Here is a 26548-nt window from a genome sequence, read left to right on the forward strand (position 1 = left end):
TCTCGCGTGCGCGGCGGATCACGGCCGCGTCGCTGTGCGGCATCACGATCAGCGCGCCGCCCGCGTCCTGCACGCGGTCGACATACTCGGCGCGCAGCACGGTCCCCGCGCCGACGATCGCATCGTCGGGCAGCGCACGCCGCAGCGCCGCGATGCTGTCGAACGGATCGGGCGAGTTGAGCGGCACCTCGACGATCCGGAAGCCGGCTTCATAGAGCGCATGGCCGTGGTCGGCCGCTTCGGCGGGTGTGATCCCGCGCATGATCGCGATCAGCGGGCACGCGTCGAACGCACGCATCAGCGCGGCGTGGGGCGCGTACGGCGCGGGCAAGGTCAGGTCGGACGGCATCGAAGGTTCCTCTGCAAACAAGTCATTGGTCGGCGCAGACGGGCTCGCCATCCGCACGCACGAGCCCGGCGCGCGACGCGATCCGCCACAGGCCGCGGTCGGTCGCATGCGCGACGACGCGGGCGTGCGGGTGGCCGAATTCCTGGAGCGCATCGGCGTAGCGCGCACACAGGCTGTCGTCGCCGATCAGCAGCAGCGGCTGGTCCGCGAGCGCGATGCCGCGCTCCGCGAGCATCGCGTCGAGCGCGTTTAGCTCATGGCCGATCAGCAGCCCGGACAGGTAGTCGCCCTGCGCATCGGGCGCGAGCCGGTCGGTCAGGCCGAGCGTGCGCGTGCTGAAGATCGTCGCGAGCAGCCCCGTGTGCTGCGCGCCGCGCGCGACCGAGACGCCGCGCACGAACGCCGCCCGATCGGGCGACGCGCCGGCGCGCATCGTGCGGCCGAGGATCGTGTGGTCGCGCAGCACCGCGAACAGCTCGCCCGTCATGAAGGTCTGGAAGCGCTCGATCAGCCCGTCCCTCACCCACGCCCATTTCGCATGGGTGCCCGGCAAGCCGATCAGTACCCCTGAACGATCGGCGCCAAGCGTGGGATCGCTCGCGAGTGCACCGAATATCTGCGTTTCTTCACCGCGCATCACGTCGGGCAATTCACCCGTGGCGATGACGCCCGGCACGATCGAGATCGTCGTGCCGCGCGACGTCATCACCGTGATGAGGCCCTTGACGAGCGCGTCGGCGCCGGCCGGCACCGCGACGTACGGCGCCTCGCGCCAGCCCTGCGCGCTGCCGACCATCCCGGCGGCGAGCACCGGCAGGCCCGGCGTGCGGTCGAGCCAGTCGCCGCATGCTTCCTCGAACACCGCGTCGAACGCGCGCGCGCCGCCGCCGGGCACATGCATCACACCCGCTGCACGGCTGCGCGTGTCGATGAGCGCACCGTGCGCGTCGTACAGGTAAGCGCGCAGCGACGTCGTGCCCCAGTCGAGCGCGATCAGCGACGGGGTGGCGGAGCTGGCATCCGGAACGGGCCGGGTCGAAGTCGTCATCGTTTGATCCTGCGGGTACCCTGCGGCGGGCTCCAGCCCAGTTCCGCGGAAATGGCTCGCGCTTCGCGCTGCACGAGCGGAATCAGTTCGTCCATCCGGTCGTGCGGCATGTACGGAATCGTGCTCGCGACCGACACGGCCGCCACGATCGCGCCCGATGCATCGCGGATCGGCGCGGCCACGCAGCGGATCGACGCCTCGTTCTCCTCGAGATCGAACGTATAGCCGCCGGCCGCGTAATGCGCCATGCGCTGCAGGAACGCGCTCGTCTCGGGCCGGTTGTCCGGCTTGAAATTGACGCCGGCGAGCGCACGCCGGGCCGCCTCGAACAGCGAGCGCCACGTGTCGGGATCGGTGTCGAGCATCATCGCCTTGCCGATGCCGGTCGACGCGAGCGGCATCCGGTGGCCGACGCGCGAGCGCATCTCGAGGCCGCGCGTGCCGGGAATCTTGTCGATGTACAGCACGTCGTCGCCGTCGCGCACGCCGAGATGGATCGTGTCGAGCGTCGCTTCCGCGAGCGCTTCGAGGTGCGGGCGCGCTACCGCGGTGAGCGGCATCTGCTCGAGCGCGATCGTGCCGAGCTCGATCAGCTTCGGGCCGAGCAGGTAGCCGCCCTGCACCTGGCGCAGGTAGCGCGCCTGCACGAGGCTGCTGACGAGACGGTGCGTGGTGCTGCGCGTCGTGCCGAGCGCGGCGCCGATCGCGCGCATGTCGCGCGCACCGTTCGCGATCGCCTCGAGGATCGCAAGACCGCGCAGCAACGTCTGCGTGCCGGCCTGCTGTGCAGCGAGATCGAGCGGCGTGCTGGTCGCGCCGATGCTGTCGGTCAGCGACGCATCGTCCGGCGTCGCACGCCGGGCGTCGAGGGCAAGTGTGTCGGGCATCTTGGTCATGGGGCGGGCTTCTTCAACGGAACCGGTGAAGCCGTTCGCGCGATGCCGGAACTGCGTCCGGCGTCGCAACGAGGCGGCGGTCGATGCACCGAATAAAGCGCCCGGCGAACGTCATGGAAGGTGTCTCCGTGTGCGTCGGGCGCCGCGCGATGCGTGGGTCCGAAGCTGTCGATGTGCTTCGGATTGTAGGAGCGCACGCACTCGTCTCCAATATTTGAATGCGTTGCCCAGATAATGAGAATTCGACACGAATCCGCCGCGTACGCGACGAAACGGCGGCTTCATGTACACGGGGGCGGAACCCGCCGTGCAGCAGGTTCCGCCCCCGTTTGTTCACCGCGCGCTGCGCTTACTGCTGGCTCGTGCTGCGTGCCTGCATGTAGCGCTGGACGTCCGCGAACGACACGCGGCCGTTGCCGCCCGAGTCGATCTGGCGGAAGTGGTTCGCGACATAGCCGAGGCCGGCCGCGCGGGCCTGCGATTCGGTGATCGAACCCGTGTTCTGCGCGTCGGCTGCGCTGAACTGCTGCGCGAGCTTGCGCACCACCTGCGCATGCAGCGCGGCGCCCGTCGTCTGCGTGCCGGCGGTCGGCTTGCGCGCGGCCGGCGGCACGTACGGATCGCCGAGCTGCGCCTGGCGCGCACGCACCGGTGCGGCGGCGTCGCTTGCCTGCGCGAACGCGGATACGGATGCTGCGGCGCCGACACAGGCGAGCGCCGCGGCAACGACGATGAAACGATTCTTCATATCAGGCTCCAGTCTGGAATGAGGTCGTCGACGGCAGGCGCGGCGCCACCGCGGGCGCGCGCCGCCTGCCTGGCGCAGCATCAGTGCGCGGCCGCGTTGTAGAAGGTCACGAGGTCGGCTTTCTCCTGCGGACGCGACGTATCGTCGAGATAGACCATGTGCCCGCCCTGATAGTCCTTGATCGTCAGGTTCGGTTGCGTCCCGAGCCGCGCGAGATCGAGCTCGGTCTGGTAGAACGGCGTCGCGATGTCGTGATACCCGTTCAGCGACAACACCTTCAGTTGCGGATTCAGCGACAGTGCCGCAGCGAGATCGGGGATCGTGTCGGGCATCGCGAGGCCGTCGTGCGTCCAGTCCCACGTGTTGATCGCATTGCTGCTCAACGAATACGCCGACTGCGCGGTGTACTTCAGCTCGTTCGGCAGGTACTTGCCGATCGTGTCGGTGAACGGCTGCGTGATGTACGTGCTCGACGGGTCGCCGCCGGATGCCAGCGGGCTCGACACCGGCACGTTCACGCGCGCGTCGTAGCGGCCGATCAGCGTGCCCGGGATCAGCGACAGCTGGAAGCTGTTGTCGAAGAAGGTCGGGATCACGTTGAAGTTTGCATTCCACAGCGACTGCTTCACGCCGGTCGAATTCACCATCGTCGTGACGAGGGACGGCGGCGGCGGCGTATGGCTCGCGAGGTACGCGTTCACGGCAGGCGCGTAGCTGCCGGCCGTCAACAGGCGCATCTGGTCCGCATACTGCGGCAGGCTCGACGGGTTCGGGTTGTCGAGCTGGTAGTACGCGCCGACCGTGCCATACGACGGCACGAAACCCGCGCAACTCACCGGGCTCGACCCGTTGTTCGAGTTGCCGATGTAGTCGCTCGCCATGTCGCAGTTCACGTTGTAGTTCAGGATCGACGACTGCAGCACGATGCCGGCGAGCTTCACGCCGGCCGTCTCGAGCAGGTTCGCGAGCACGTCGGTGCGCGGCGTGCCGTACGACTCGCCGAACAGGTATTTCGGCGAATCGTTGCGCTGGTTCACGGCGATGTAGCGCGTCACGAAATCGCGGAACGCGCCGCCGTCCTGGTCGACGCCCCAGAACGTCTGGTTCGTGTTCGGCGCGACCGCTTCGGAGAAGCCGGTGCCGATCGCATCGACGAACACGAGGTCGGTCGTGTCGAGCAGGCTTTCCTGGTTGTCGACGAACGGGAACGTCGACGTGTTCGCGTTCGGGTCGCCCGTCTGGATCCGGCGCGGGCCGAACGAGCCGAGATGCAGCCACACCGATGCCGAGCCGGGGCCGCCGTTGTACAGGAACGTGACGGGCCGCTTCGCCGCAGGCTGGTTGTCGGCCGTATAGGCGACGTAGAAGAACGATGCTTCGGGCGCGCCGGTCTGCGGATTGCGCGCGACGAGGTGGCCGGCCGTGGCCGTGTAGCGGATCGTCTTGCCGTTGAGTGTGATCTGGTGATGCGTGACGGCGGCCTTTTCAACCGCGGCGGAGGCGTCGAGCGACGCGTTCGCGCTCGACGAATAACTGTTCGGATCGTTGTACGCCCTGTCCACCTGACTGGCGGGATCGGCTGAATTGTCGGCGCTGGCAGCAGCGGACGATGTCACGTCGTCGTTGCAGGCCGTCAGAATCAGCGAAGAAAACACCACTCCCAACAACAGCTTCGCTTTGCTCGCTGGCATCGTTGCTTTCCTTCTCTCGGATGTTTTTTGTGTCGAGCAGCCGGATAAGCCGCCCCCCGCCTCGATTGCGGCCGATAAGCCGAGGCGCTGGCCAATATACGCGAGCCCGTCAGCTTTGAAAAATTTTGAAATATTTGGCTGGCGGCCGGTGCAGCGCACACCTTTCAGGAATGCTTCGGTTCGCGAAACGTTGCATTTCACGTGCCTTTCATCGGCTTTCTCGTTTACCCGGAAATACTAAAAATCCCCGAATTTCGTGCCATATCGACCAACAAAGTCGCACGACACCCGGCATTGATCAGCAAAACGAAATAGACGAATTCGTCTAAAGGATGTGGCCCGAAATGCGCGCGACACGAATGCGCTGCATTGCACAAACGACGCGCGAGCGGCGCACGGGTGGCGAAACGGTCAATGCGACGGCGCGAGCGCGCCGTTCACTCCGATTGCGGCAGCTCGGCCGCACCCATCCGGCGGGCAATGACTGCCGCGCGCTGCGCCTGGTAGGCCGAGCCGCGGTGCGCGTCGAACCAGCGCGGCTTCGGCAGCATGACCGCGAGACGCGCCGACTGCCACGCGCCGAGCCGGCTTGCGGGAATCCGGTAGTAATAGCGTGCGGCCGCTTCGGCGCCGTACACGCCGCGTCCCCACTCGACGGAATTCAGGTAGATCTCGAAGATCCGCTCCTTGTCGAGCACCGTTTCGAGCATCCACGTGATGATGAGCTCCTGCCCCTTGCGGATGTAGCTCTTCTCGCGCGACAGGAACAGGTTGCGCGCGAGCTGCTGCGTGATCGTCGAGCCGCCCGCGACGATCCGGCCGCGCGCCTTGTTCTTCTCCCACGCCTGCAGGATCGCGTCGACGTCGTAGCCGTTGTTGGTCGCGAAGGTCGAGTCTTCGGATGCGATCAGCGCGCGCTTCAGGTTGCGCGAGATCTGGTCGTACGGCACCCACTGATGCTGGATCTGCGCGGGCGGCTTGTCGCGGGACAGCCACCACGCGTCGGTGCGCATGAACGCGGTCGAGCCCGGGTTCACGAACGACCACAGCGCGATCTGCGCGAGATAGAACAGTTGCGTCGCGAGCCACGCGCCCGCGAACACCGATCCCGCATAGACGATCCAGCGGGTCGGGCTCACCGTCCGCGTGTGCTGCGTGCCGCTCACCGCCACCACGAGCCGCGCTCCGTTCAGCTCGCCGCGAGCGCCTGGCGCAGCGCGGCCAGCACCGGTGCGCCGTCCGGCCGCACGCCGCGCCAGATGAAGAACGATTCGGCCGCCTGCTCGACGAGCATCCCGAGCCCGTCGGCCGTGCGCGCGCCGAGCGACGCCGCGTGCTGCATGAACACCGTCGGCTGCGCGCCGTACATCATGTCGTACGCGAGCGTGCCCGCGCCGAATGCGGCTGCGTCGCACTCCGGCAACGCGGCATCGAGGCTGCCGGCCGTCGCGTTGATCACTACGTCGTACGGCTCCGCGCGCACGACATCGGGGCCGCCGCCCGCGAGCGTGCAGCCCGCATCGTGCGCGGCCTGCATGAACTGGCCGACGAGTGCCTCGGCCTTGCTCGCGGTGCGGTTCACGATCGTGATCGACAGCGGCGCGCGATCGAGCAGCGGCAGCACGACCCCGCGCGCCGCGCCACCCGCGCCGAGCAGCAGGATGCGGGCGCCCGCCAGCGACACGCCGAGATTCGCTTCGATGTCACGCACGAGGCCGACACCGTCGGTGTTGTCGCCGTGGATGCGGCCATCGGCATCGATGCGCAGCGTGTTCACCGCACCCGCCGCTGCTGCGCGCGGCGACAGCGTGTCGGCCAGCGCATGCGCTTCGAGCTTGAACGGCACCGTCACGTTCGCACCGCGACCGCCTTCGGCGACGAATGCCCGCACGGCCGCGTCGAACCCGTCGACCGGCACAAGCCGGTGCGTGTATTCGACCGGCTCGCCCGTCTGCGCGGCGAACTGCGCGTGGATGAACGGCGACTTGCTGTGCGCCACCGGGTTACCGAACACGACATAGCGGTCGGCGCCGCTCGTCGACGCAGCCGCCGTCATGATGCGCGCCCCTCTTCGCTGGCGTTACCGTTCGCGGCTTCGCCGCCTTCACCTGCCGTCGCGCCGTCCGCTTCCGCCAGCGCTTCGGCTTCGGTTTCGGCGGTTGCGTCTTCGGCGTCGATCAGCGTGTCTTCGCCGCCTTCGGCGTCATCTTCTTCCTCGGCCGCGTCGCCGCTCGTCACGGTCGGCGCGTCGAGCACGTTCAGCAACCGCACCGATGCCTCGATCGTCAGCTCGTCGAGCGACATTACGTCGAGCAGCACACGCGTGCCGCGCGCATGCACGCCGAGCCCCGGCACGTGCAGCAGCAGCGGAATTTCCTCGAGGCGCACCAGATCGCCCTTCACGACGCTCGCGACGACCTGCTTCTTCTGCTCCTGCGCGAGCCAGCGCAGGCACCAGAAATATTCCATCCGGCGCTGATAGTCGGCGTAGGCCGTGTAGGTGTCGTCGAAGCCCTGCACGACCGCGTACAGGTCGGCGTCCTTCGGCTTGAACGGCGCGGCGAGCTTCGCGGTGACGCCATGCTGCACGCAGGCGAGCAATTGCCACTGGTTCACGAGGTCGACGTAACGGCGCAGCGGCGACGTGCTCCACGCATACTGCGCGACGCCGAGGCCTTCGTGCGGCGCGGCCGTCGTCTGCATCCGCGTGCGCTTCGGGCCCGGCGCGCCGAAGCCGCGCTGCGAGCGGTAGATGCCCGGCACCGTATGGTCGTGCAGGAACGCGCCCCAGGTCGAGTTCGCGAGGATCGCGAGCTCCGACACGATCAGGTCGAGCGGCGACCCGCGACGGCGCGGCGTGATCGACACGTGCTCGCCTTCGACGTAGAAGTTGTAGTCGGTGTTGCGCTGCACCTCGCGCTTCAGGCCGTAGCCCGCGCGCGCGACCTGGCGCTTCTCGAACAGCGCCTGCGCGAGTGGCCACAGCACGGCGATGTCGTCCTTGTGCGGATAGTCGCCGGTGCCGGCCGCGAGCGTCTCTTCGTTGACGAGCTCGTCGAGGTGGTTGTGCCGCAGGTTGTTCTTCACGAACACGAGCTCGGCGCGCGTCTCGTTCGCAACGATCTCCTGCGTTTCGCGGTTGACGATGATGTACAGCGACAGCGCCGGACGGTAATCGCCTTCCTTCAGCGTGAACACGTCGACAACGTCGTCCGGCAGCATCGTGATCTTGTCGCCCGGCATGTAGACGGTCGACAGGCGCGTGCGCGCGATCGCGTCCACCGAGTCGCCGCGCACGATGCCGAGCGCCGGCGCTGCGATGTGCACGCCGATCCGCACGCGGCCGTCGGCCAGGTGCTCGACCGAGAACGCATCGTCGATTTCGGTCGTCGTGATGTCGTCGATCGAGAACGCCTGGACGTCCGCACGCGGCAGGTCGTCCGGCAGCGCGCCGACCGTGACGGCCGGAAAGCCCGTGCCGTGCGGGAAGAATTCGGCGAGGAAGCGCGCCTCGTGCAGCGCACGCGGCGACGCGATGCCGCCGCAGTCGAGCATCAGCCGCGCAGGCGACACGCCGCGCGCACCGGCCGCCGCTTCCATCGCCTTGTATTCGATCGCGTTCTTGTCCGGCCGCGTCAGCAGCCCGAGCACCTTGCCCGCGAACGCTTCCGGCAGCTTGCCGGCCTTCAGTTCCTCTTCATACTGCACCTGGACGAGCGCCTGCTGGCGCTTGCGCTCGAGCGACGCGAGCGCCATCTTGAGCTGCTCTTCCGGCGCGCGCTGGTACTGGCCGCGCCCCTTGCGGCGGAAGTAGACGGGCGAGCCGTGCAGTCGCAACACCAGCGCCGCGCGCTCGACCGGGCCATACGTCGCGCCGAAGTATTCCGCGGCCAGCGCCGTGTACGCGAACTCGTCGGCCGGCGCGCATTCCCACAGGAAATCCAGATCGATCTGCTGCGCGGCCGAGTCGGCCTCCTGCATCAGCTCGCTTGCGGCCGGCTTGTCGAATTCGATCAGCACGTCTTTCGCGCGCACCTTCGCCCGCCGCCCGCCGGGCAACTCGACCTGAAACGCGTCGCCCTGGCGCGACAGCACGCTGCCCGCCTTGAAACTGCCCGATTCCTCGAAGAAAACGTTCACTCAGTACTCTCGTTCAGACTGCCGGGCGCCGCGTCGGCGGCGCCGCATGATGATGGGAATTCGATCGGCACATGGCCGGTTTAAGACGTCTTTCCGTCGCAAAAAGCGAGAACGTCGTCGACATAGTCGGCAAATTCGCTGATCCCGTGATCGCTGCCTTCGATCACGCGCGTCTTCGCGCCCGGGTAATGCGCGAGCATCTCGCGGTAATCGAGCACTTCGTCGCCGGTCGCCGCGAACAGATAGTAGCGTTCGGCACGCGTGATCGCCGGCACGCGCAGCGCATCGAGTTCATGCAGGTGACGGCGCTCGACGACGATCGTGCCGCCGCCGTGGTACAGCGGCTGTTCGCCCAGATGCTGCTCGAGATCGCGCTGCGGCACGATCGCCGGATTCAGCAGCACGGCCTTCCAGCCGTGCTTTTCGGCCAGCCACGTGGCGTAGTAGCCACCGAGCGAGCTGCCGATGACGGTCACGTCGCGCGCGCCGGCCACTTCGGCCTCCGCGACCGCGATCGCTTCGAGCGGCGACACCGACAGCGACGGGCACCGCCACTCGTCGGTACGGCCGAGCTCGGCCATGCGCGCGGCGAGCTGGCGCGACTTCTGCGATTCCGGCGACGACCGGAAGCCGTGCAGGTACAGGATCACGTGCGGCTCCCGAGCGCGTCGAGCAGCTTCTGGTGCACGCCGCCGAAGCCGCCGTTGCTCATCACGAGCACGTGGTCACCCGGGCGCGCGGCTGCGACGACGGACTTCACCAGCAGGTGCAGATCGTCGAATGCGTGCGCCTTCTCGCCCAGCGGCGCCAGCGCCTCGGCCAGATTCCAGCCGAGCGCATCGCGCCCGGTCGGCGCGCCGTAGCCGAACACGAGATCGGCATCGGCCAGGCTCGCCGGCAATTGCGACTTCATCACGCCGAGCTTCATCGTGTTCGAGCGCGGCTCGAGCACCGCGAGGATGCGGGCATTCTCGCTGCCGATGCGTGCACGAAGGCCGGCGATCGTGGTTTCGATCGCGGTCGGATGGTGCGCAAAGTCGTCGTAGACGGTCACGCCGTCCACACTGCCGCGCACTTCCATCCGGCGCTTCACGTTACGGAACGACGCGAGGGATTCGGCCGCCTGCGCAGGCGGTACACCGACGTGGCGCGCAGCCGCGATCGCCGCAAGCGCGTTCATCCGGTTGTGATCGCCCTGTACCTGCCACCTGACTTCACCGACACGTTCCGCGTGCGAATACACCGCGAAGCGCTCGTCGACCGGCACGCCGTCCTCGGCCGGCAGCGCCTGCCAGCCGCCGTCGACGCCGAACCGCTCGACCTCGCTCCAGCAGCCGCGCGCCAGCACGCGCTCGAGTGCATCCGAGCGGCCGTTCGTGACGATCCGGCCGACACCGGGCACGGTACGGACGAGATGATGGAATTGCGTCTCGATCGCGGCGAGATCCGCGAAGATGTCGGCGTGATCGAATTCGAGATTGTTCAGCACCGCGGTGCGTGGCCGGTAGTGGACGAACTTCGAGCGCTTGTCGAAGAACGCCGTATCGTATTCGTCGGCCTCGATCACGAAGAAGCTCGAATCGGTGAGCCGCGCCGATACGCCGAAGTTCAGCGGCACGCCGCCGATCAGGAAGCCCGGATTCAGGCCCGAGTCTTCCAGCAGCCAAGCGAGCATCGACGACGTGGTGGTCTTGCCGTGCGTGCCCGCGACCGCGAGCACCCATTTGCCGGCCAGCACGTGCTCGCCGAGCCACTGCGGGCCCGACACGTACGGCAGGCCGCGATCCAGGATGGCCTCCATCAGCGGATTGCCGCGCGTGACGACGTTGCCGATCACGAACAGGTCCGGTTTCAGGTCGATCTGCTCGGCGCCGTAGCCCTCGATCAGCGTGATGCCCTGCGCCTCGAGCTGCGTGCTCATCGGCGGATAGACGCCCGCGTCGCAACCCGTCACCGTGTGGCCCGCCTCGCGCGCGAGTACGGCGAGACCGCCCATGAAGGTGCCGCAGATGCCAAGAATGTGGATGTGCATAGATGAATGCTTTCGCGCCGCCGGGCGCCGTCGATTCGGAAAGGATGTGTGTGCGGCGCGCCGGACGGGCCGTGCGGCCGGCGCCCGGCCAACGGCCTTTGCCGCGACACAAAGAACAGTATTGTAACTGACGGCCTGCCGTGCCCGGCGGCCCGAACGCTGCGCGCGAACGGCGCCGGCACGCCGGGCGGCAGGCCGCCGCACCCGCGCTCGGGCCCTGCGGCGATCGAGTATGATTGCCGGATCATGTCTCGCAAAACCCTTCTCGACCCGCGGCGCGTCCGCGAGGAAATCGCCCAGTCCGCCGCCCGCCTGATCGCGGAGGACGGCCTGGACTATGCCGGCGCGAAGCGCAAGGCAGCGCGCCAGTTGCTGGGCGATACGCGCGTTGCCGGCGAATGGCTGCCGGATAACGACCTGATCGAGGAAGAACTGCGCGAGTACCTCGCCCTGTTCCAGAGCGACACGCAGCCGGACGAACTGCGCCGCCTGCGCGAAATCGCGCTCGACTGGATGCGCCGGCTCGCCGAGTTCCATCCTTATGTGACGGGTGCCGTGCTGAACGGCACCGCGAACGCGCACTCGGATATCCATTTGCAGGCATTCACCGACAACCCGAAGGACGTCGCGATCTACCTGCTGAACCAGAACGTCCAGTACGACGTATCCGAGACGCGGCACTTCGCGGGCCGCGCCGACGTCGAGACGCTCAGTTTCCTGTGGCGCCCGCGACGCGACGTCGATGCGATCGGCATCCACCTCGCGCTCTATGCGAGCGACGACCTGCGCGGCGCGGTCAAGGCTGACGCGCGCGGCCGGGTCGCCCGCGCGGATGCCGCCGCGCTGCGCGCGCTCGTCGAAGCAGGCAAGGCCCCTGCCGAACCGGAATGATTCAACGAGGATGATGAAACGCATGTTGGCGCTCGCGGTCGTCGCGGCCGCCGCCGTTGCCGGCGGGCTCGCCGCCGGCCATTTGTTCCGCGGCACCGCCGATGACGGTGTCGCCGTCGCCGCGCCCGCCGCACACGGCAGCCCGGTCGAACAGTTGTGGGCGGCGTCGCTGACGGGCACCGACGGCAAGCCGGCCACGCTGTCCGCCTTCAAGGGCCAGAAGGTCGTCGTCAATTTCTGGGCGTCATGGTGCGGCCCGTGCGTCGAGGAGATGCCGGAGCTCGTCGCGCTGTCGCATCAATACAAACAGAAGGGCATCCGTTTCATCGGGATCGGCGTCGATTCCGAACAGAACGTGAAGAACTTTCTGCAGAAGGTGAAGGTCGACTATCCGGTATTCATCAGCGGATATGCGGGCGCCGATCTGGCCCGTAATTTCGGAAATACCGCCGGCGCGTTGCCGTTTACGGTCGTCATCGACGAAACCGGCAAGATTCGCGAGACAAAATTGGGACAAATCCAACCGGCCGAGCTGAAAAAGACGCTCGACGCGCTGTAACCTGCCCGAACGGCGGCCCGCACGTTGGCGGCGATTTGCCCGTGGATCGCCGCAATTTCGCGTGAATTCGCCGATACTTTGCCTGAGTGCCGGTAATTCTTGCAGGTCCGGCGCGCTTGGCCGTTCGGCAAAACTAGACAAATTTCTCTAAATAGCGCTAAAGTTCGCGCAATTCCGCAGAAATAGAAGCGACCATGACACGATTGCTGGTGCTGCACGGCCCCAACCTGAACCTTCTCGGCACCCGGGAACCGGAGGTGTACGGCCGCGTCACGCTCGCACAGATCGATCAGGCGCTTGCCGCGCGCGCCCGGGAAGCCGGCGCCGAACTGTCGTCGTTCCAGAGCAACCATGAAGGTGCACTGGTCGACCGCATTCAGGCCGCGCGGGAGGAACAGACCGATTTCATCCTGATCAATCCGGCCGCGTATACGCACACGAGCGTCGCGATCCGGGACGCGATCGCCGGCGTTGGCATCCCGTTCGTCGAGGTTCACTTGTCGAACGTGCATCGCCGCGAAGCGTTCAGGCACCACTCCTACTTTTCCGACCAGGCCGAAGGCGTGATCTGCGGGCTCGGCTGGAAAGGTTATCTGTACGCGCTCGAGTACGCGCTGGACAAGCTGCAAGGCACGTCGCGCGGCTGATTTCGCGATCTAGATTCAGCGCCGGCCCCTAACCGGCGCTTTCACGTATTGAAAGGGGAATTCCCGATGGATCTTCGTAAGCTGAAAACTCTGATCGACCTCGTTTCCGAATCCGGCATCTCCGAGCTGGAAGTGACGGAAGGCGAAGGCAAGGTGCGCATCGTCAAGAACGCGCCGCCGGTCTACGTGCAGCCGACGGCTGGGTATGCCCCGCAAGTCAGCGCGCCCGCTCCGGTCGCGCTGCCGACCGAAGGTGCTGTCGCGCCGGCCGCAGGCGGCGCAGCCGCTCCGGCGGTCCCGCAGGGCCACGTCGTGACGTCGCCGATGGTCGGCACGTTCTATCGCGCACCGTCGCCGGGCGCGGACCCGTTCGTCCAGGTGGGCGACACGGTCAAGGAAGGCCAGACGATCTGCATCATCGAAGCGATGAAGCTGCTCAACGAGATCGAGTCGGACAAGGCCGGCGTGATCAAGGAAATCCTCGTCGAGAACGGCCAGGCCGTCGAATACGGCCAGCCGCTTTTCGTGATCGGCTAAGTCCGCCGCGCGGCCTCCGGGCCGCGCGCCGCCGATGCCCGCCAGGCGCCGTTCGCGCGCCCCTCGAAGAGACGAATACTCGCTATGTTTGAAAAAATCCTCATTGCCAACCGTGGTGAAATCGCGCTGCGCATCCAGCGTGCGTGCCGCGAACTCGGCGTCAAGACGGTGGTCGTCTACTCGGAAGCCGACAAGGAAGCCAAGTACGTCCGCCTCGCGGACGAAGCCGTCTGTATCGGCCCGGCCCCGTCGAACCTGAGCTACCTGAACATGCCGGCGCTGATCAGCGCCGCGGAAGTCACCGATGCCGAGGCGATCCACCCCGGCTACGGCTTCCTGTCGGAGAACGCCGATTTCGCGGAACGCGTCGAGCAGTCGGGCTTCACGTTCATCGGCCCGCGCCCGGAAACGATCCGCATGATGGGTGACAAGGTCACCGCGAAGCAGACGATGATCAAGACCGGCGTGCCGTGCGTGCCGGGCTCGGAAGGCGCGTTGCCGGACGATCCGAAAGAGATCGTCAAGATTGCGCGCGCGATCGGCTATCCGGTCATCATCAAGGCGGCAGGCGGCGGTGGCGGGCGCGGGATGCGCGTCGTGCACACCGAGGCCGCGCTCGTCAACGCAGTCAACATGACCCGCGAGGAAGCCGGCCGTGCGTTCGGCAACCCGCAGGTGTACATGGAGAAGTTCCTCGAGAACCCGCGCCACATCGAAATCCAGGTGCTGTCCGACGCGTACAAGAACGCGATCTGGCTCGGCGAGCGCGATTGCTCGATGCAGCGCCGCCACCAGAAGGTGATCGAGGAAGCGCCGGCGCCCGGCATTCCGCGCCGCCTGATCGATCGCATCGGCGACCGCTGCGCGGACGCCTGCAAGAAGATGGGCTACCTCGGCGCGGGCACGTTCGAATTCCTGTACGAGAACAACGAGTTCTACTTCATCGAGATGAACACGCGCGTGCAGGTCGAGCACCCGGTATCGGAGCTGATCACGGGCGTCGACATCGTGCAGGAACAGATCCGCATCGCGGCCGGCGAGAAGCTCACGCTGCGCCAGCGCGACATTGAATTCCGCGGACATGCGATCGAATGCCGGATCAACGCGGAAGATCCGTTCAAGTTCACGCCGTCGCCGGGCCGGATCACGTCGTGGCATACGCCGGGCGGCCCCGGCGTGCGCGTCGATTCGCACGCCTACAATGGCTATTTCGTGCCGCCGAACTATGATTCGATGATCGGCAAGCTGATCACCTACGGCGCGACGCGCGAGCAGGCAATCAGCCGGATGCGCATCGCGCTGTCGGAAATGGTCGTCGAAGGCATCCAGACCAACATCCCGCTGCACCGCGAGCTGATGATCGATTCGAAGTTCGTCGAAGGCGGCACCAGCATCCACTACCTCGAAAACCGGCTCGCCCAGAAGCAGCAGGTCGCACCGGAAGAAGCGTAAGCATGAGCTATCGCGAACTCGTCGTCGAACTGGCCCGTGAGCATGCGGAGGCACTGTCCGACGCGTTGCTCGAACTCGGCGCGCTGTCGGTGTCCGTGGAAGACGCCGACGCCGACACGCCCGACGAACAGCCGCTCTTCGGCGAGCCGGGCCTCGTGCCCGACCGCACCGCGTGGCAGCACTCGCGCGTGGTCGCGCTGCTCGCGGCCGACCATGAGCCGGCCGTGCTCCTCGCGGCTGCCGCAAACGAAATCGGCGTCGCCGAGACCCCCGCGTTCACCGTCCGCGAAGTCGAGGAACAGGACTGGGTGCGGCTCACGCAATCGCAGTTCGAGCCGATCCCGATCGGCGAGCGGATCTGGGTCGTGCCGTCGTGGCACGATGCGCCCGATCCCGATGCGCTCATCCTCGAACTCGATCCGGGCCTCGCATTCGGCACCGGCAGCCACCCGACCACGCGCCTGTGCATGGAATGGCTCGAGCAGTCGGTGAAGCCGGGCCAGTCGGTGCTCGACTACGGCTGCGGCTCGGGCATTCTCGCGATCCTCGCGAAGAAATGCGGGGCGAACCCCGTCATCGGCATCGACATCGATCCGCAGGCGGTCGAATCGGCGCGGCAGAACAGCGAACGCAACCATGCGGATGTCACGTACGGGCTGCCCGATGCGTGCCCGGACGGCGAATTCGACATCGTCGTCGCGAACATCCTGTCGAATCCGCTGAAGCTGATGGCGTCGATGCTCGCATCGAAGGTCAAGCCGGGTGGGCGCATCGCGCTGTCGGGCGTGCTCGCGCGCCAGGCGGACGAAGTGGCGGCCGTCTACGCACGCTACGTCGACATCTCGGTCTGGCGTGAGCACGAAGGTTGGGTATGCCTCGCCGGAACCCGACGCGAAAGCCATTAGAATAGCGCTGTCCTTCACTCTGGCCAGCAGGCCGCCCGGCTCGACATGCTTCTTGCGACGCGCTGCCCTCATTGCGAAACCGTCTTCCGGCTGCAGCAGGAACAGCTCTCGCTGCATCAAGGGCTCGTTCGCTGCGGGCACTGCCACGAAGTATTCAACGCATCCGAGTCGCTCGTTCCCGAGCACGCGCTGCAGCCCGAGCCGGCCCTGACCGAACCGGCTGCTGCGCCGGATGACGGCCACGCGCATCATCCGGCCCTGCCTCGGCTGTTCGCCGCCGAAGCGCCGGCCGGGTCACCTTCCGACACCGATTACAAGCCGGAAGGCTGGGACATGTGGGCGCCGTGGCTCGATGCCGGCGTCGACCCGTCGCTGCAGCACAGCGTGCAGACCGTGCGCACCGAGCCGCTGATCCCGCTCGCGCTTCCGTCCACCGAAGCCGGCGTCGTTCACCTGTCGGGTACGCCCGCCCCGTTCGCGCCCTCCCCGGCCGAGCTGGACACCGCCACTGCCGTCGCGCAACCCGCCGAATCGACGCAGACGCAGACGCAGACGCAGACGCAGACGCAGACGCAGACGCAGACGCAGCAGGATACCGAACCATCGGCCACGCCCGTCGAGCGTGACCCGCGTGAGCCCCGCTTCGTCGCCCACGTTCCGTCGGACGCGGAGACCGCTCGCGATGCCGCCGAACCCGTCGGCACCGCGCACTTCGCCGTGCCGGACGACGAACGCGCGCCGCGCGAACCGCGTTTTGCGTTCGCACCGGCGCCGGCTGTCACCGAAGCCGAAGCCAGGGGCGAGCCCGACACCGGCACCCCACGGCACGACGAAACGCCCGCCGCAACGACCAACGCGCCAGCCGCACCGTTCCCCGCTGCATTGACCGACGACGATCGTCCGCATTTCGCCGTCACGCGCGAGACGCGCGCGCCGCAGCGACGCGGCATGCTCGGCGGCTTTTTCGGTGGCCTCGTCGCTGCCGTGCTCGCCGTGCTGCTCGTCACGCAACTCGCATGGTGGCAGCGCGAAACGCTGATGATCTACTGGCCCGTCACGCAGGGCTGGTTCCGGCAGGCCTGCGCGCCGCTTGGCTGCAAGGTCACGCCGCCGCACGCGATCGACGGCCTGCGGCTCGACGCGACCGACCTGCGCCAGCTCGACGGCCCGCGCGAGCTCGAGCTGAAGGTGCCGCTGACGAACCGCTACCGTGTCGCGCTCGCCTACCCGTCGCTCGAGCTAACGCTGCTCGACGACACCAACCACGTGACCGTGCGCCGCGTACTCGCGCCGCGCGACTACGTGCGCCCGGGCACGCCGATCGACGCCGGGCTGCCGCCCGGCGCGACGCAGACGATGATCGTCCGCGTCGAAACGAACGGCACGCCCGCCTCGAATTTCCGCGTCCAGATTTTCTATCCGTGACGCGCCGCGGCGCGCGCCTGCGCGCCCGTCTCAACCCGCGCGCCCGAGCGGCGCGCTATTTCGGAGCACGAACATGAGCAAAGTTACGCTGGGTGGCAACCCGATCGATCTCGCCGGCACGTTCCCGGCCGTCGGCGCACAAGGCGCCGATTTCAAGCTGGTCGGCAAGGACCTCGCCGACCTGTCGCTCGCCAGCTTCGCCGGCAAGCGCAAGGTGCTGAACATCGTCCCGAGCCTCGACACGCCGACCTGCGCGACGTCGACCCGCAAGTTCAACGAAGCCGCATCGTCGCTCGACAACACGGTTGTCGTCGTCGTGTCCGCCGACCTGCCGTTCGCTGCGACGCGCTTCTGCACGACCGAAGGCCTCGAGAACGTCGTGACGGCTTCGACGTTCCGCACCGGCCGCGCGTTCGCGAACGCGTACGGCGTCGACGTGACGAGCGGCCCGCTGAACGGCCTGACCGCACGTGCGGTCGTCGTGCTCGACGCGCAGGACAAGGTGATCCACGCGGAACTCGTCGGCGAAATCAAGGACGAGCCGAACTACGATGCAGCGCTCGCCGCACTGAAGTAAGCTTTCTCTCGCTTTCCCCTGCCGCGCCGCGCCTTTCGCGCGGCGTTGTCGCGCAGGGGTCCCTCATTTCTACAGGAACGCACACCTTGGCTACGTTGATTTGCGGCTCGATCGCCTACGATTCCATCATGACCTTCGAAGGGCGGTTTCGTGAGCACATCCTCCCCGACCAGGTGCACCTCATCAACCTGAGCTTCCTCGTGCCGACGATGCGCCGCGAGTTCGGCGGCTGCGCGGGCAACATCGCGTACGCGCTGCACCTGCTCGGCGGCGATGCGCGGATCATGGGGACGGTGGGCGCGCTCGACGCCCAGTCGTATCTCGACCGGCTCGACCAGCTCGGCCTGCGTCGCGACCACGTTCGCGTGCTGCCCGACACGTATACGGCGCAGGCGATGATCACGACCGATCTCGACAACAACCAGATCACGGCGTTCCACCCGGGCGCGATGATGCAGTCGCACCTGAACCACGCAGGCGACGCGCCGGGCATCAAGCTCGCGATCGTCGGCCCTGACGGCTTCGACGGGATGGTGCAGCACGTCGAAGAACTCGCGAAGGCCGGTGTGCCGTTCGTATTCGATCCGGGCCAGGGCCTGCCGCTGTTCGACGGTGCGACGCTGCGCCGCAGCATTGAACTTGCGACCTATGTAGCGGTCAACGACTACGAGGCCAAGCTGGTGAGCGACAAGACGGGATGGTCCGAAGATGAAATCGCCAGCCGGGTCGACGCGCTCGTCATTACGCGTGGCGAGCACGGCGCGACCATCCGCCACAAGCAGGGCACGGAGCTGATTCCTGTCGTGCCGGCCGAGCGTATCTCCGATCCGACCGGCTGCGGCGATGCCTTCCGGGGTGGCCTGCTGTACGGCATCGAACATGGCCTCGACTGGGCAACCACGGGCCGCCTCGCGAGCCTGATGGGCTCGATCAAGATCGCCCACCAGGGGCCCCAGACTTACGTACTGACGCGCGCCGAGATCGACGCGCGCTTCGAGACTGCATTCGGTTACAGTCTCAAATGAATTTTGTGGGAGAGCAAAGATGTTGACGAAAAAGACCCTCACGCTCGCGGCCATGCTGGCGGCCTCGCTGACGCTCACCGGTTGCTTCACCGCACCCGGTTCGGCGGATGTCTATAGCGTCGGCCAGGCGCAGCGCGAACAGACGGTCCGCATGGGCACGGTCGAAAGCGTCCGAGCGGTGCGCATCCAGTCCGACGGCGGCGGCAGCGCGATCGGCACGATCGGCGGTGGCGCACTCGGCGCGGTGGCAGGCAGCGCGATCGGCGGCGGCAAGGGGTCGATCCTGACCGCGATCGCCGGCGGCCTCGTCGGCGCGGTCGCGGGCAACGCGGTCGGCGAAAACCTCAGCACGGCGAACGGTGTCGAAATCACCGTGCGCCTCGACAACGGCGATCTGCGCTCGATCACGCAGGCAGCAAGCGGCGAAGCGTTCCGCGCCGGCGAGCGCGTGCGACTGCTGTCGAGCGGCGGCGTCACGCGCGTCACGCACTAACGGGTACCTCAGCTCGCGGCGCAAGCCGCGGTCGAACGCATGTGCGAAGCTGCACATGCGTTTTTTTTCGTCCGTAGTCGCCGCAACCGGCATACGGGCAACCTGCCTATCGGCAAGTACAGACGAAAAAAATCCCGCCACCTGAGCCAGATGGCGGGACTGATTGAGTAGCGCTACTCAACCCGCGGACACCACGTGAGTGTCCGGGTGGTGCAGGTCAGCCTCGATTACGGACGGCTGCCGGTCGGGAACGGCCATGCCGCTGCCGGGTTGAGCGCGGTCTTCACGCCCGATGCCGGCGCAACCGATGCGGTCGACGCGGTCGTTGCCGGTGCAGCCTTCTTCACGACGGCCTTCTTCGGAGCAGCAGCCTTCTTCGGAGCCGCGGCCTTCTTCGCCGGAGCCGGAGCAGCAGCGGCAGCCTTCTTCGCGGGAGCAGCGGCCTTCTTCGCAGGGGCAGCCTTCTTCGCAGCAGGCGCAGCCTTCTTCGCGGCAGCCTTCTTGGCAGGCGCAGCCTTCTTCGCAGCAGCCTTCTTCGCCGGCGCGGCCTTCTTCGCAGCAGCCTTCTTGGCCGGTGCTGCCTTCTTCGCAGCAACCTTCTTCACTGCGACTTTCTTGGCTGCAACCTTCTTCACTGCGGCCTTCTTCGCCGGTGCTGCCTTCTTCGCAGCAACCTTCTTCACTGCGACCTTCTTGGCTGCAACCTTCTTCGTTGCGACCTTCTTGGCAGCAACCTTCTTCACTGCTGCCTTCTTCGCCGGTGCTGCCTTCTTCGCGGCAACCTTCTTCACCGCGACCTTCTTGGCAGCAACCTTCTTCACTGCAGCGGCCTTCTTCGCCGGCGCAGCAGCCTTCTTCGCAGCGACCTTCTTCACTGCGGCCTTCTTTGCAGCCGGTTTCTTCTTGGCAAGTGCCATGTTGTTCTCCTTCAGGTTCAGATGAGAGTCAGTTCAAACTACACCCTTCGTCAAAACCCGCTTCCCGCGGACGCTGTTCAGGACGTGCGCTTCGAAGCGGGCTATTCATCGGCGTACGCGGATACCACGCGCTTACGCTAATGAATACGGTATGGCGCGCGTGACCACCCGGCCTCGCGCGCCAAATCAAGTCGGTAGCCGGCGCACCTCGCGCCGCTACCCCTAATCGCTTGATCAAGCGGACCGCCACACGGCTGTCCGCTTTTTCCGGAGGGAAGTTTGCCCATCCCACTGAAGGGTTCGCAAAGTGCCTGTCGTGTCGTCGTGCCGTTAAGGCACCGGGCATGCTTTGCATCAGGCGTTCTTGCTCCTAAACCTTGGGCCGGGGCCGAGAGGCCGCCGGCTGCACCATCATGTGACGGGTTCGCTGCTGCGGGTTATTCCCAGGACAGCGCACCGCCCGTCTGATACTCGATCACACGCGTCTCGAAGAAGTTGCGTTCCTTCTTCAGGTCGATCATCTCGCTCATCCACGGGAACGGGTTTTCCTCGTTCGGATACAGCGGGTCAAGGCCGATCTGCTGGCAACGGCGGTTGCTGATGAAGCGCAGATAGCTCTTGAACATCGACGCGTTCAAACCCAGCACGCCGCGCGGCATCGTGTCTTCGGCGTAGCGGTATTCGAGTTCGACAGCCTGCTTGAACAGCTCGCGGATCTCGGCGCGGAATTCGGCGGTCCAGAGATGCGGATTCTCGAGCTTGATCTGGTTGATCAGGTCGATGCCGAAGTTGCAGTGCATCGACTCGTCGCGCAGGATGTACTGATATTGCTCTGCAGCACCCGTCATCTTGTTCTGGCGGCCGAGCGCGAGGATCTGCGTGAACCCGACATAGAAGAACAGGCCTTCCATGATGCAGGCGAACACGATCAGCGACTTCAGCAGCTTCTGATCCGCTTCGAGCGTGCCGGTCTTGAAGGCCGGATCCGTCAGCGTATGGATGAACGGGATCAGGAATTCGTCCTTCGCGCGGATCGACGTGACCTCGTGGTACGCGTTGAAGATCTCGCCTTCGTCGAGACCGAGCGATTCGACAATGTATTGGTACGCGTGCGTGTGGATCGCCTCTTCGAACGCCTGGCGCAGCAGGAACTGCCGGCACTCGGGCGCCGTGATGTGGCGGTACGTGCCGAGCACGATGTTGTTCGCCGCGAGCGAATCGGCCGTCACGAAGAAGCCGAGGTTGCGCTTCACGATGCGGCGCTCGTCCTCGGTCAGACCGTTCGGGTCCTTCCACAGAGCGATGTCGCGGGACATGTTGATTTCCTGCGGCATCCAGTGGTTCGCGCAACCGGCCAGATACTTTTCCCACGCCCACTTGTACTTGAACGGCACCAGCTGATTGACGTCAGTCTGGCCGTTGATGATGCGCTTGTCGGCGACATTGACCCGCGCTTCCGAACCGCCGGCGGGAACAGCCGATGCTTGCGGCGGCACCGCAAGATCGCCTTCGAAAATGTCGCGGACCTGATGGGCGGCAGGCGTTGCAGCCTGCAGTCCGACAGCCGCTCCTGCGGAGGTGCGCATCGCGTTTTGCTGCGCTCCGCTCGCGGGAGTTACGGCAGTCTTCTCTTCATCCCAGTTGAGCATAAATTCTCACCATCAATTTAGAACGGTTTGTACCATCTTTTCCTGAGCGATAAAAGGGTTCGCTCACGAAAAATCCTTTTTTCGATTCGCGTTGCGACCTCGATACAACACTTTGAGCAACGCATCGTCGTTCATGCAGAGCGCGACGTGTGTCGCGCGTGTATCGCGAGGTGCGCTCGACGCATCGAACGCTGATCGAAACGCGACGTCGTCGGGGATGTTTCGATCGCTTGTCACTGCCTGCAACGCAGGTGCCGCGTTACAGATTCCTTATCATTTTTTTAGTTGAGAGCGGCGCACACTTCAACCTCGATCGATTGTCGTGTGCGCCGCGCTGACCTGCTTCTCAGGTCAGGCGTACTGCGTTACTGGCACGCTTCGCATTCGTCGAAGCCAGGATCGCCCGGACGCATCGTGCACACCGGGCCATCTGCCTCGACCGGTGCGAGTGCCGGTGCTGCGTCGACTGCGCCCGACGACGATGCTGCGCCGCCTGCCGCACCGAAGCCGCCGGCTGCGCCTTGCGCGCCGCCGCTGCTCGAACCGCCGCTCGTCGGCACCGCGTTCAGCGCGCCGTGTGCGACCGTCGACTTCTCGACGTGCGTCGCCGCCATCGTGCGGAGGTAGTAGGTCGTCTTCAGGCCGCGCAGCCATGCGAGCTTGTAGACCTCGTCGAGCTTCTTGCCCGACGCGCCGCCCATGTAGATGTTCAGCGACTGCGCCTGGTCGATCCACTTCTGGCGACGCGATGCCGCTTCGACCAGCCACGTCGGGTCGACTTCGAACGCGGTCGCGTAGATCGCGCGCAGGTCGGCCGGGATCCGGTCGATGCGCGACAGCATGCCGTCGAAGTACTTCAGGTCGGCAACCATCACTTCGTCCCACAGGCCGCGTTCCTTCAGGTCACGCACCAGGTACTCGTTCACCACCGTGAATTCGCCCGACAGGTTCGACTTCACGTACAGGTTCTGGAAGGTCGGCTCGATACAGGCCGACACGCCGATGATGTTCGAGATCGTCGCCGTCGGTGCGATCGCGACGCAGTTCGAGTTGCGCATGCCGTGCGTGGCGATCCGCGAACGCAGCGACGTCCAGTCGAGCGATTCGGACGTGTCGACCTCGACGTAGCCGCCGCGCGCTTCGGCGAGCAGCTTCAGCGTGTCCTGCGGGAGGATGCCGCGATCCCACAGCGAGCCGCGGTAGCTCGAGTAGCGGCCACGCTCCTCGGCCAGCTCGGTCGACGCGTGGTACGCGTAGTAGCAGACCGCTTCCATCGAACGGTCGGCGAACGCGACCGCCGCTTCCGACGCGTACGGCGTGCGCAGCAGGTGCAGGCAGTCCTGGAAGCCCATGATGCCCATGCCGACCGGGCGATGCTTCAGGTTCGAGTTACGCGCCTTCGCCACCGCGTAGTAGTTGATGTCGATCACGTTGTCGAGCATGCGCATCGCGACGCTGATCGTGCGCTTCAGCTTGTCGTGGTCGAGCGCGTAGCTGCCGTCGGCCTGCTTCACCAGGTGGGCGACGAGGTTCACGGAGCCGAGGTTGCACACCGCGATTTCGGAGTCGCTCGTGTTCAGCGTGATTTCCGTGCACAGGTTCGACGAGTGGACGACGCCGACGTGCTGCTGCGGCGAGCGCACGTTGCACGGATCCTTGAACGTGATCCACGGGTGGCCCGTCTCGAACAGCATGCCGAGCATCTTGCGCCAGAGCTGCGCCGCCGGGATCTTCTTGAACAGCTTGATCTCGCCGCGCGCGACCTTGTCTTCGTAAGCCGTGTAAGCCGCCTCGAATTCCGCGCCGAACTTGTCGTGCAGGTCCGGGCAGGTCGACGGCGAGAACAGCGTCCAGTCAGCGCCTTCCATCACGCGCTTCATGAACAGGTCGGGAATCCAGTTCGCCGTGTTCATGTCGTGCGTGCGGCGGCGATCGTCGCCCGTGTTCTTGCGCAGCTCCAGGAACTCCTCGATGTCGAGGTGCCACGATTCGAGGTACGCGCAGACCGCGCCCTTGCGCTTGCCGCCCTGGTTGACCGCGACGGCCGTGTCGTTGACGACCTTCAGGAACGGGACCACGCCTTGCGACTTGCCGTTCGTGCCCTTGATATGCGAGCCGAGTGCACGCACGCGCGTCCAGTCGTTGCCCAGGCCGCCGGCGAACTTCGACAGCAGCGCGTTTTCCTTCAGCGCTTCATAGATGCCGTCGAGATCGTCCGCGACCGTCGTCAGGTAGCACGACGACAGCTGCGAGCGGTGCGTGCCCGAGTTGAACAGCGTCGGCGTCGAGCTCATGAAGTCGAAGCTGGACAGCACGTTGTAGAACTCGATCGCGCGCGTTTCGCGGTCGATCTCGTTCAGCGACAGGCCCATCGCGACGCGCATGAAGAATGCCTGCGGCATTTCGATGCGGGTGCCTTCGACGTGCAGGAAGTAGCGGTCGTACAGCGTCTGCAGGCCGAGGTAGCCGAACTGCAGGTCGCGGTTCGCGTCGAGCGCTTCGCCGAGGCGCTTCAGGTCGAACTGCAGCAGCTTGTCGTCGAGCAGGCCGGCGTCGACGCCGCGCTTCAGGAACTGCGGGAAATATTCCGCGTAGCGGGTCGACATCTCGGCCTGGACCACTTCCTCGCCGAGGATCTCGCGACGGATCGTGTGCAGCAGGATGCGGGACGTGACCTGGCTGTATGCCGGATCCTTCTCGATCATCGTGCGCGCAGCCAGGATCGCCGAGTCGTAGACCTGGCTCATCGGCACGCCGTCGTACAGGTTCTTCACCGTTTCCGCGACGATCGGGTCAGGGTTAACCGCAGCGCCGAGGCCGTCGCATGCCGACACGACCAGTGCACGCAGCGCGTTCAGGTCGAGCGGGCGCGTGACGCCGTTGTCGACGACGTTGATGCCGGTGCTCGCCTCGCCGCCCGCTGCCGCTGCTTCCTCGCCCGCATGCTGGCGCTCGAGGTGACGCTTCTCGCGATACAGCACGTACGCACGCGCGACGTTGTGCTCGCCGCCGCGCATCAGCGCGAGTTCGACCTGATCCTGGATGTCTTCGATATGGAACGTACCGCCGTTCGGGCGGCTGCGCACGAGCGCGCGCACGACGTTGTGCGTCAGTTGCTCGACCTGCTCGCGCACACGCGCCGATGCCGCGCCCTGCCCGCCATTGACAGCCAGGAAAGCCTTGGTCACCGCGATCGCGATCTTCGAAGGTTCGAACGAGACGACGCTGCCGTTGCGGCGGATCACCTTGTAGTCGGCGAACGTCGCCTGCGGCGCGAGCGCCTTCGCGCCCTGTTCGGTCCCGCCGAGCGGACGGCTCGAGGCGCTCTCGTACTGGGACGTCGCGTTGTCGGTGGTTTGCATGTGCAAAGCTCCTGGTGTTGGATGGTGCGGAGAGAACCGCGGATTAAAACGAACGCTGCGCAACTTGGTGCGCGAGCGGTAAGAGGCGAGCGATGCGCCGGGGAAGCCGGTTCGGTCGATGCGCGACAACCGATCCGGTCGTGTGCTTCGTCATGTGTACCCTGCCCCGTCGAAGTTCGCTGCGCTGATCGCGACGCCCGGACCGCCCGGCCTGACGCGCCGCCCTGAGAACCCTGTCCGCCGGCGTTGCCCGCCGGCCGGTGCCGCTCGGGTTTCCCCTGCGGCACACACTATATCTAGTACAGAACTACTCAACTGGCACCAAGTATAGTGGACATTCGGAGGACGTCAAAACGGATAATTTGCGATGGAGGTCTTGACATCGCTCACGCGCAGACACGACAAGGCATTGGTCGGAGAAAAAACTTTCTCCGGTCAAAAAACCCCGCGATCAGTGCTGACGGAAAGGAAAGTATTCGGCGGAAAAACCGGCATCGCTCGCGAAGCGTTGCCAATCGAAATGCGGGCCCGGGTCGGTCTTGCGGCCCGGCGCGACGTCCGAGTGCCCCGCGATTGCGTCGACCGGGTAGCGTGCCGCGAGCGTGCGGGAGAGCGCGGCGAGCATCGCATACTGCGCGTCGTCGAACGGCACGTCGTCCGCGCCTTCGAGCTCGATGCCGATCGAGAAGTCGTTGCAGCGCGGCCGGCCGAAGAACTCGGACGAGCCCGCGTGCCACGCGCGCTCGTCGCACGACACGAACTGCACGAGTTCGCCGCTGCGGCGGATCAGGAAGTGCGCGGACACGCGCACGTCGCGCAGGTGGCTCTGGTAATAAGGGTGCGCATCGCAGTCGAGGCGATTCAGGAACAGCGCCTCGATTGCATCGCCACCGAATTCGCCGGGCGGCAGGCTGATGTTGTGGACGACCACGAGCGTCGGCACCGCGCCCGCGGGCCGCACCTCGAAGTTCGGCGACGGCGCATGGCGCGCTTCGCGCACCCAGCCGTTCGCGTCGACCGACAGCAGCAGCGCGTCGCTCATCGTGCGTCGCGACCGCTCGACCGCTCGGCGTGGCGCTGCGCGTGCTCGGCACTGCAGAAATATTCGCCGCCCGCGGCAACGGCGTCGCCCTTCGGCGCATGCACGCCACATTCGGCGCAGCGCACCATCGGCTCGGGCAGCGCCCGCGCGTCGCCGTTCGGGC

25 protein-coding genes and 1 pseudogene are annotated in these 26548 nt (G+C 66.2%); 10 read left to right on the forward strand and 16 right to left on the reverse strand.

The annotated features are described in order from the left end of the window. The 10 genes and pseudogenes from G3O00_RS22640 to mpl form a co-directional block, all read right to left on the reverse strand. Window positions 1-349, reverse strand: a pseudogene (locus G3O00_RS22640) (2-dehydro-3-deoxy-6-phosphogalactonate aldolase); the annotation flags it as partial. A gap of 22 nt (window positions 350-371) precedes the next feature. After that, window positions 372-1397, reverse strand: coding sequence for a 2-dehydro-3-deoxygalactonokinase (locus G3O00_RS22645; RefSeq protein ID WP_206144381.1), 1026 nt, complete (start codon window positions 1395-1397; stop codon window positions 372-374). Beyond that, window positions 1394-2293: an IclR family transcriptional regulator gene (locus G3O00_RS22650; protein ID WP_011350890.1), complete on the reverse strand. Its 900-nt coding sequence runs from the start codon at window positions 2291-2293 to the stop codon at window positions 1394-1396. The genes G3O00_RS22645 and G3O00_RS22650 overlap by 4 nt, the downstream gene beginning before the upstream one ends. Before the next feature lie 349 nt (window positions 2294-2642). Then, a complete protein-coding gene (locus G3O00_RS22655; RefSeq protein WP_011350889.1) occupies window positions 2643-3041 on the reverse strand; it encodes an EF-hand domain-containing protein in 399 nt (132 codons plus the stop codon). A gap of 80 nt (window positions 3042-3121) precedes the next feature. After that, complete coding sequence (locus G3O00_RS22660; RefSeq protein ID WP_174934170.1) at window positions 3122-4732, reverse strand: peptidase S10; 1611 nt, start codon at window positions 4730-4732, stop codon at window positions 3122-3124. Window positions 4733-5169: 437 nt separating this feature from the next. Further along, window positions 5170-5907, reverse strand: coding sequence for a monofunctional biosynthetic peptidoglycan transglycosylase (gene mtgA / locus G3O00_RS22665; RefSeq protein ID WP_011350887.1), 738 nt, complete (start codon window positions 5905-5907; stop codon window positions 5170-5172). A 14-nt stretch (window positions 5908-5921) separates the two neighbouring features. Further along, window positions 5922-6788: a shikimate dehydrogenase gene (aroE, locus tag G3O00_RS22670; RefSeq protein WP_206144382.1), complete on the reverse strand. Its 867-nt coding sequence runs from the start codon at window positions 6786-6788 to the stop codon at window positions 5922-5924. After that, the gene (locus G3O00_RS22675) at window positions 6785-8872 is read right to left on the reverse strand and encodes an RNB domain-containing ribonuclease (RefSeq protein WP_206144383.1); all 2088 of its coding nucleotides are present in this window, start codon (window positions 8870-8872) and stop codon (window positions 6785-6787) included. The genes aroE and G3O00_RS22675 overlap by 4 nt, the downstream gene beginning before the upstream one ends. 80 nt (window positions 8873-8952) lie before the next feature. Continuing rightward, on the reverse strand, window positions 8953-9522 hold the full coding sequence (locus G3O00_RS22680) for a YqiA/YcfP family alpha/beta fold hydrolase (protein WP_011350884.1): 570 nt from the start codon (window positions 9520-9522) through the stop codon (window positions 8953-8955). After that, entirely contained in the window at window positions 9519-10904 is a 1386-nt protein-coding gene (gene mpl / locus G3O00_RS22685; protein WP_206144384.1) for a UDP-N-acetylmuramate:L-alanyl-gamma-D-glutamyl-meso-diaminopimelate ligase, read from the reverse strand. Before mpl ends, G3O00_RS22680 begins: the two co-directional genes overlap by 4 nt. 246 nt (window positions 10905-11150) lie before the next feature. On the opposite strand from mpl, the gene G3O00_RS22690 reads away from it, so the two are divergent. The 10 genes from G3O00_RS22690 (at window position 11151) to G3O00_RS22735 (ending at window position 19415) form a co-directional block, all read left to right on the forward strand. After that, the gene (locus G3O00_RS22690) at window positions 11151-11795 is read left to right on the forward strand and encodes a UDP-N-acetylmuramate--alanine ligase (protein WP_206144385.1); all 645 of its coding nucleotides are present in this window, start codon (window positions 11151-11153) and stop codon (window positions 11793-11795) included. A 10-nt stretch (window positions 11796-11805) separates the two neighbouring features. After that, the gene (locus tag G3O00_RS22695) at window positions 11806-12354 is read left to right on the forward strand and encodes a TlpA disulfide reductase family protein (protein WP_206144386.1); all 549 of its coding nucleotides are present in this window, start codon (window positions 11806-11808) and stop codon (window positions 12352-12354) included. 194 nt (window positions 12355-12548) lie between these two features. After that, window positions 12549-13001: a type II 3-dehydroquinate dehydratase gene (aroQ, locus tag G3O00_RS22700; protein WP_011350880.1), complete on the forward strand. Its 453-nt coding sequence runs from the start codon at window positions 12549-12551 to the stop codon at window positions 12999-13001. A 66-nt stretch (window positions 13002-13067) separates the two neighbouring features. Next, complete coding sequence (accB, locus tag G3O00_RS22705) at window positions 13068-13538, forward strand: acetyl-CoA carboxylase biotin carboxyl carrier protein (RefSeq protein ID WP_206144387.1); 471 nt, start codon at window positions 13068-13070, stop codon at window positions 13536-13538. An 84-nt stretch (window positions 13539-13622) separates the two neighbouring features. Next, window positions 13623-14990, forward strand: coding sequence for an acetyl-CoA carboxylase biotin carboxylase subunit (gene accC / locus G3O00_RS22710; protein WP_174934156.1), 1368 nt, complete (start codon window positions 13623-13625; stop codon window positions 14988-14990). Window positions 14991-14992: 2 nt separating this feature from the next. Next, window positions 14993-15895 carry a 50S ribosomal protein L11 methyltransferase gene (gene prmA / locus G3O00_RS22715; RefSeq protein WP_011350877.1) on the forward strand — a complete coding sequence of 301 codons (903 nt, stop codon included), beginning with the start codon at window positions 14993-14995 and terminating at the stop codon, window positions 15893-15895. Between the two features lie 45 nt (window positions 15896-15940). Continuing rightward, window positions 15941-17320, forward strand: coding sequence for a DUF3426 domain-containing protein (locus G3O00_RS22720; protein WP_206144388.1), 1380 nt, complete (start codon window positions 15941-15943; stop codon window positions 17318-17320). Window positions 17321-17393: 73 nt separating this feature from the next. Then, window positions 17394-17897, forward strand: a complete 504-nt coding sequence (gene tpx, locus G3O00_RS22725; RefSeq protein WP_011350875.1) for a thiol peroxidase — start codon at window positions 17394-17396, stop codon at window positions 17895-17897. 86 nt (window positions 17898-17983) lie between these two features. Beyond that, entirely contained in the window at window positions 17984-18922 is a 939-nt protein-coding gene (locus tag G3O00_RS22730; RefSeq protein WP_011350874.1) for a carbohydrate kinase family protein, read from the forward strand. 19 nt (window positions 18923-18941) lie between these two features. After that, window positions 18942-19415 carry a glycine zipper 2TM domain-containing protein gene (locus G3O00_RS22735; RefSeq protein ID WP_206144389.1) on the forward strand — a complete coding sequence of 158 codons (474 nt, stop codon included), beginning with the start codon at window positions 18942-18944 and terminating at the stop codon, window positions 19413-19415. A gap of 227 nt (window positions 19416-19642) precedes the next feature. Here G3O00_RS22735 and G3O00_RS22740 read toward each other — a convergent pair whose 3' ends face one another. From G3O00_RS22740 to G3O00_RS43470, 6 genes are all read right to left on the reverse strand, one after another. Further along, the gene (locus G3O00_RS22740) at window positions 19643-20332 is read right to left on the reverse strand and encodes a histone H1-like DNA-binding protein (protein WP_011350872.1); all 690 of its coding nucleotides are present in this window, start codon (window positions 20330-20332) and stop codon (window positions 19643-19645) included. A gap of 28 nt (window positions 20333-20360) precedes the next feature. Next, window positions 20361-20687: a hypothetical protein gene (locus tag G3O00_RS22745; RefSeq protein ID WP_081436571.1), complete on the reverse strand. Its 327-nt coding sequence runs from the start codon at window positions 20685-20687 to the stop codon at window positions 20361-20363. Between the two features lie 82 nt (window positions 20688-20769). Beyond that, entirely contained in the window at window positions 20770-21981 is a 1212-nt protein-coding gene (locus G3O00_RS22750) for a ribonucleotide-diphosphate reductase subunit beta (RefSeq protein WP_011350871.1), read from the reverse strand. 365 nt (window positions 21982-22346) lie between these two features. Beyond that, window positions 22347-25343, reverse strand: a complete 2997-nt coding sequence (locus tag G3O00_RS22755) for a ribonucleoside-diphosphate reductase subunit alpha (protein WP_206144390.1) — start codon at window positions 25341-25343, stop codon at window positions 22347-22349. A 451-nt stretch (window positions 25344-25794) separates the two neighbouring features. Continuing rightward, entirely contained in the window at window positions 25795-26385 is a 591-nt protein-coding gene (ampD, locus tag G3O00_RS22760; RefSeq protein ID WP_206144391.1) for a 1,6-anhydro-N-acetylmuramyl-L-alanine amidase AmpD, read from the reverse strand. Further along, window positions 26382-26548, reverse strand: a 167-nt coding sequence (locus G3O00_RS43470; protein ID WP_277399299.1) for a PP0621 family protein, incomplete at its 5' end; no start/stop codon positions are given. The genes G3O00_RS43470 and ampD, both read right to left, overlap by 4 nt.

This window comes from Burkholderia sp. Ac-20384 (genome assembly GCF_017104605.1).
GTDB classification, from domain to species: Bacteria; Pseudomonadota; Gammaproteobacteria; order Burkholderiales; family Burkholderiaceae; genus Burkholderia; species Burkholderia lata.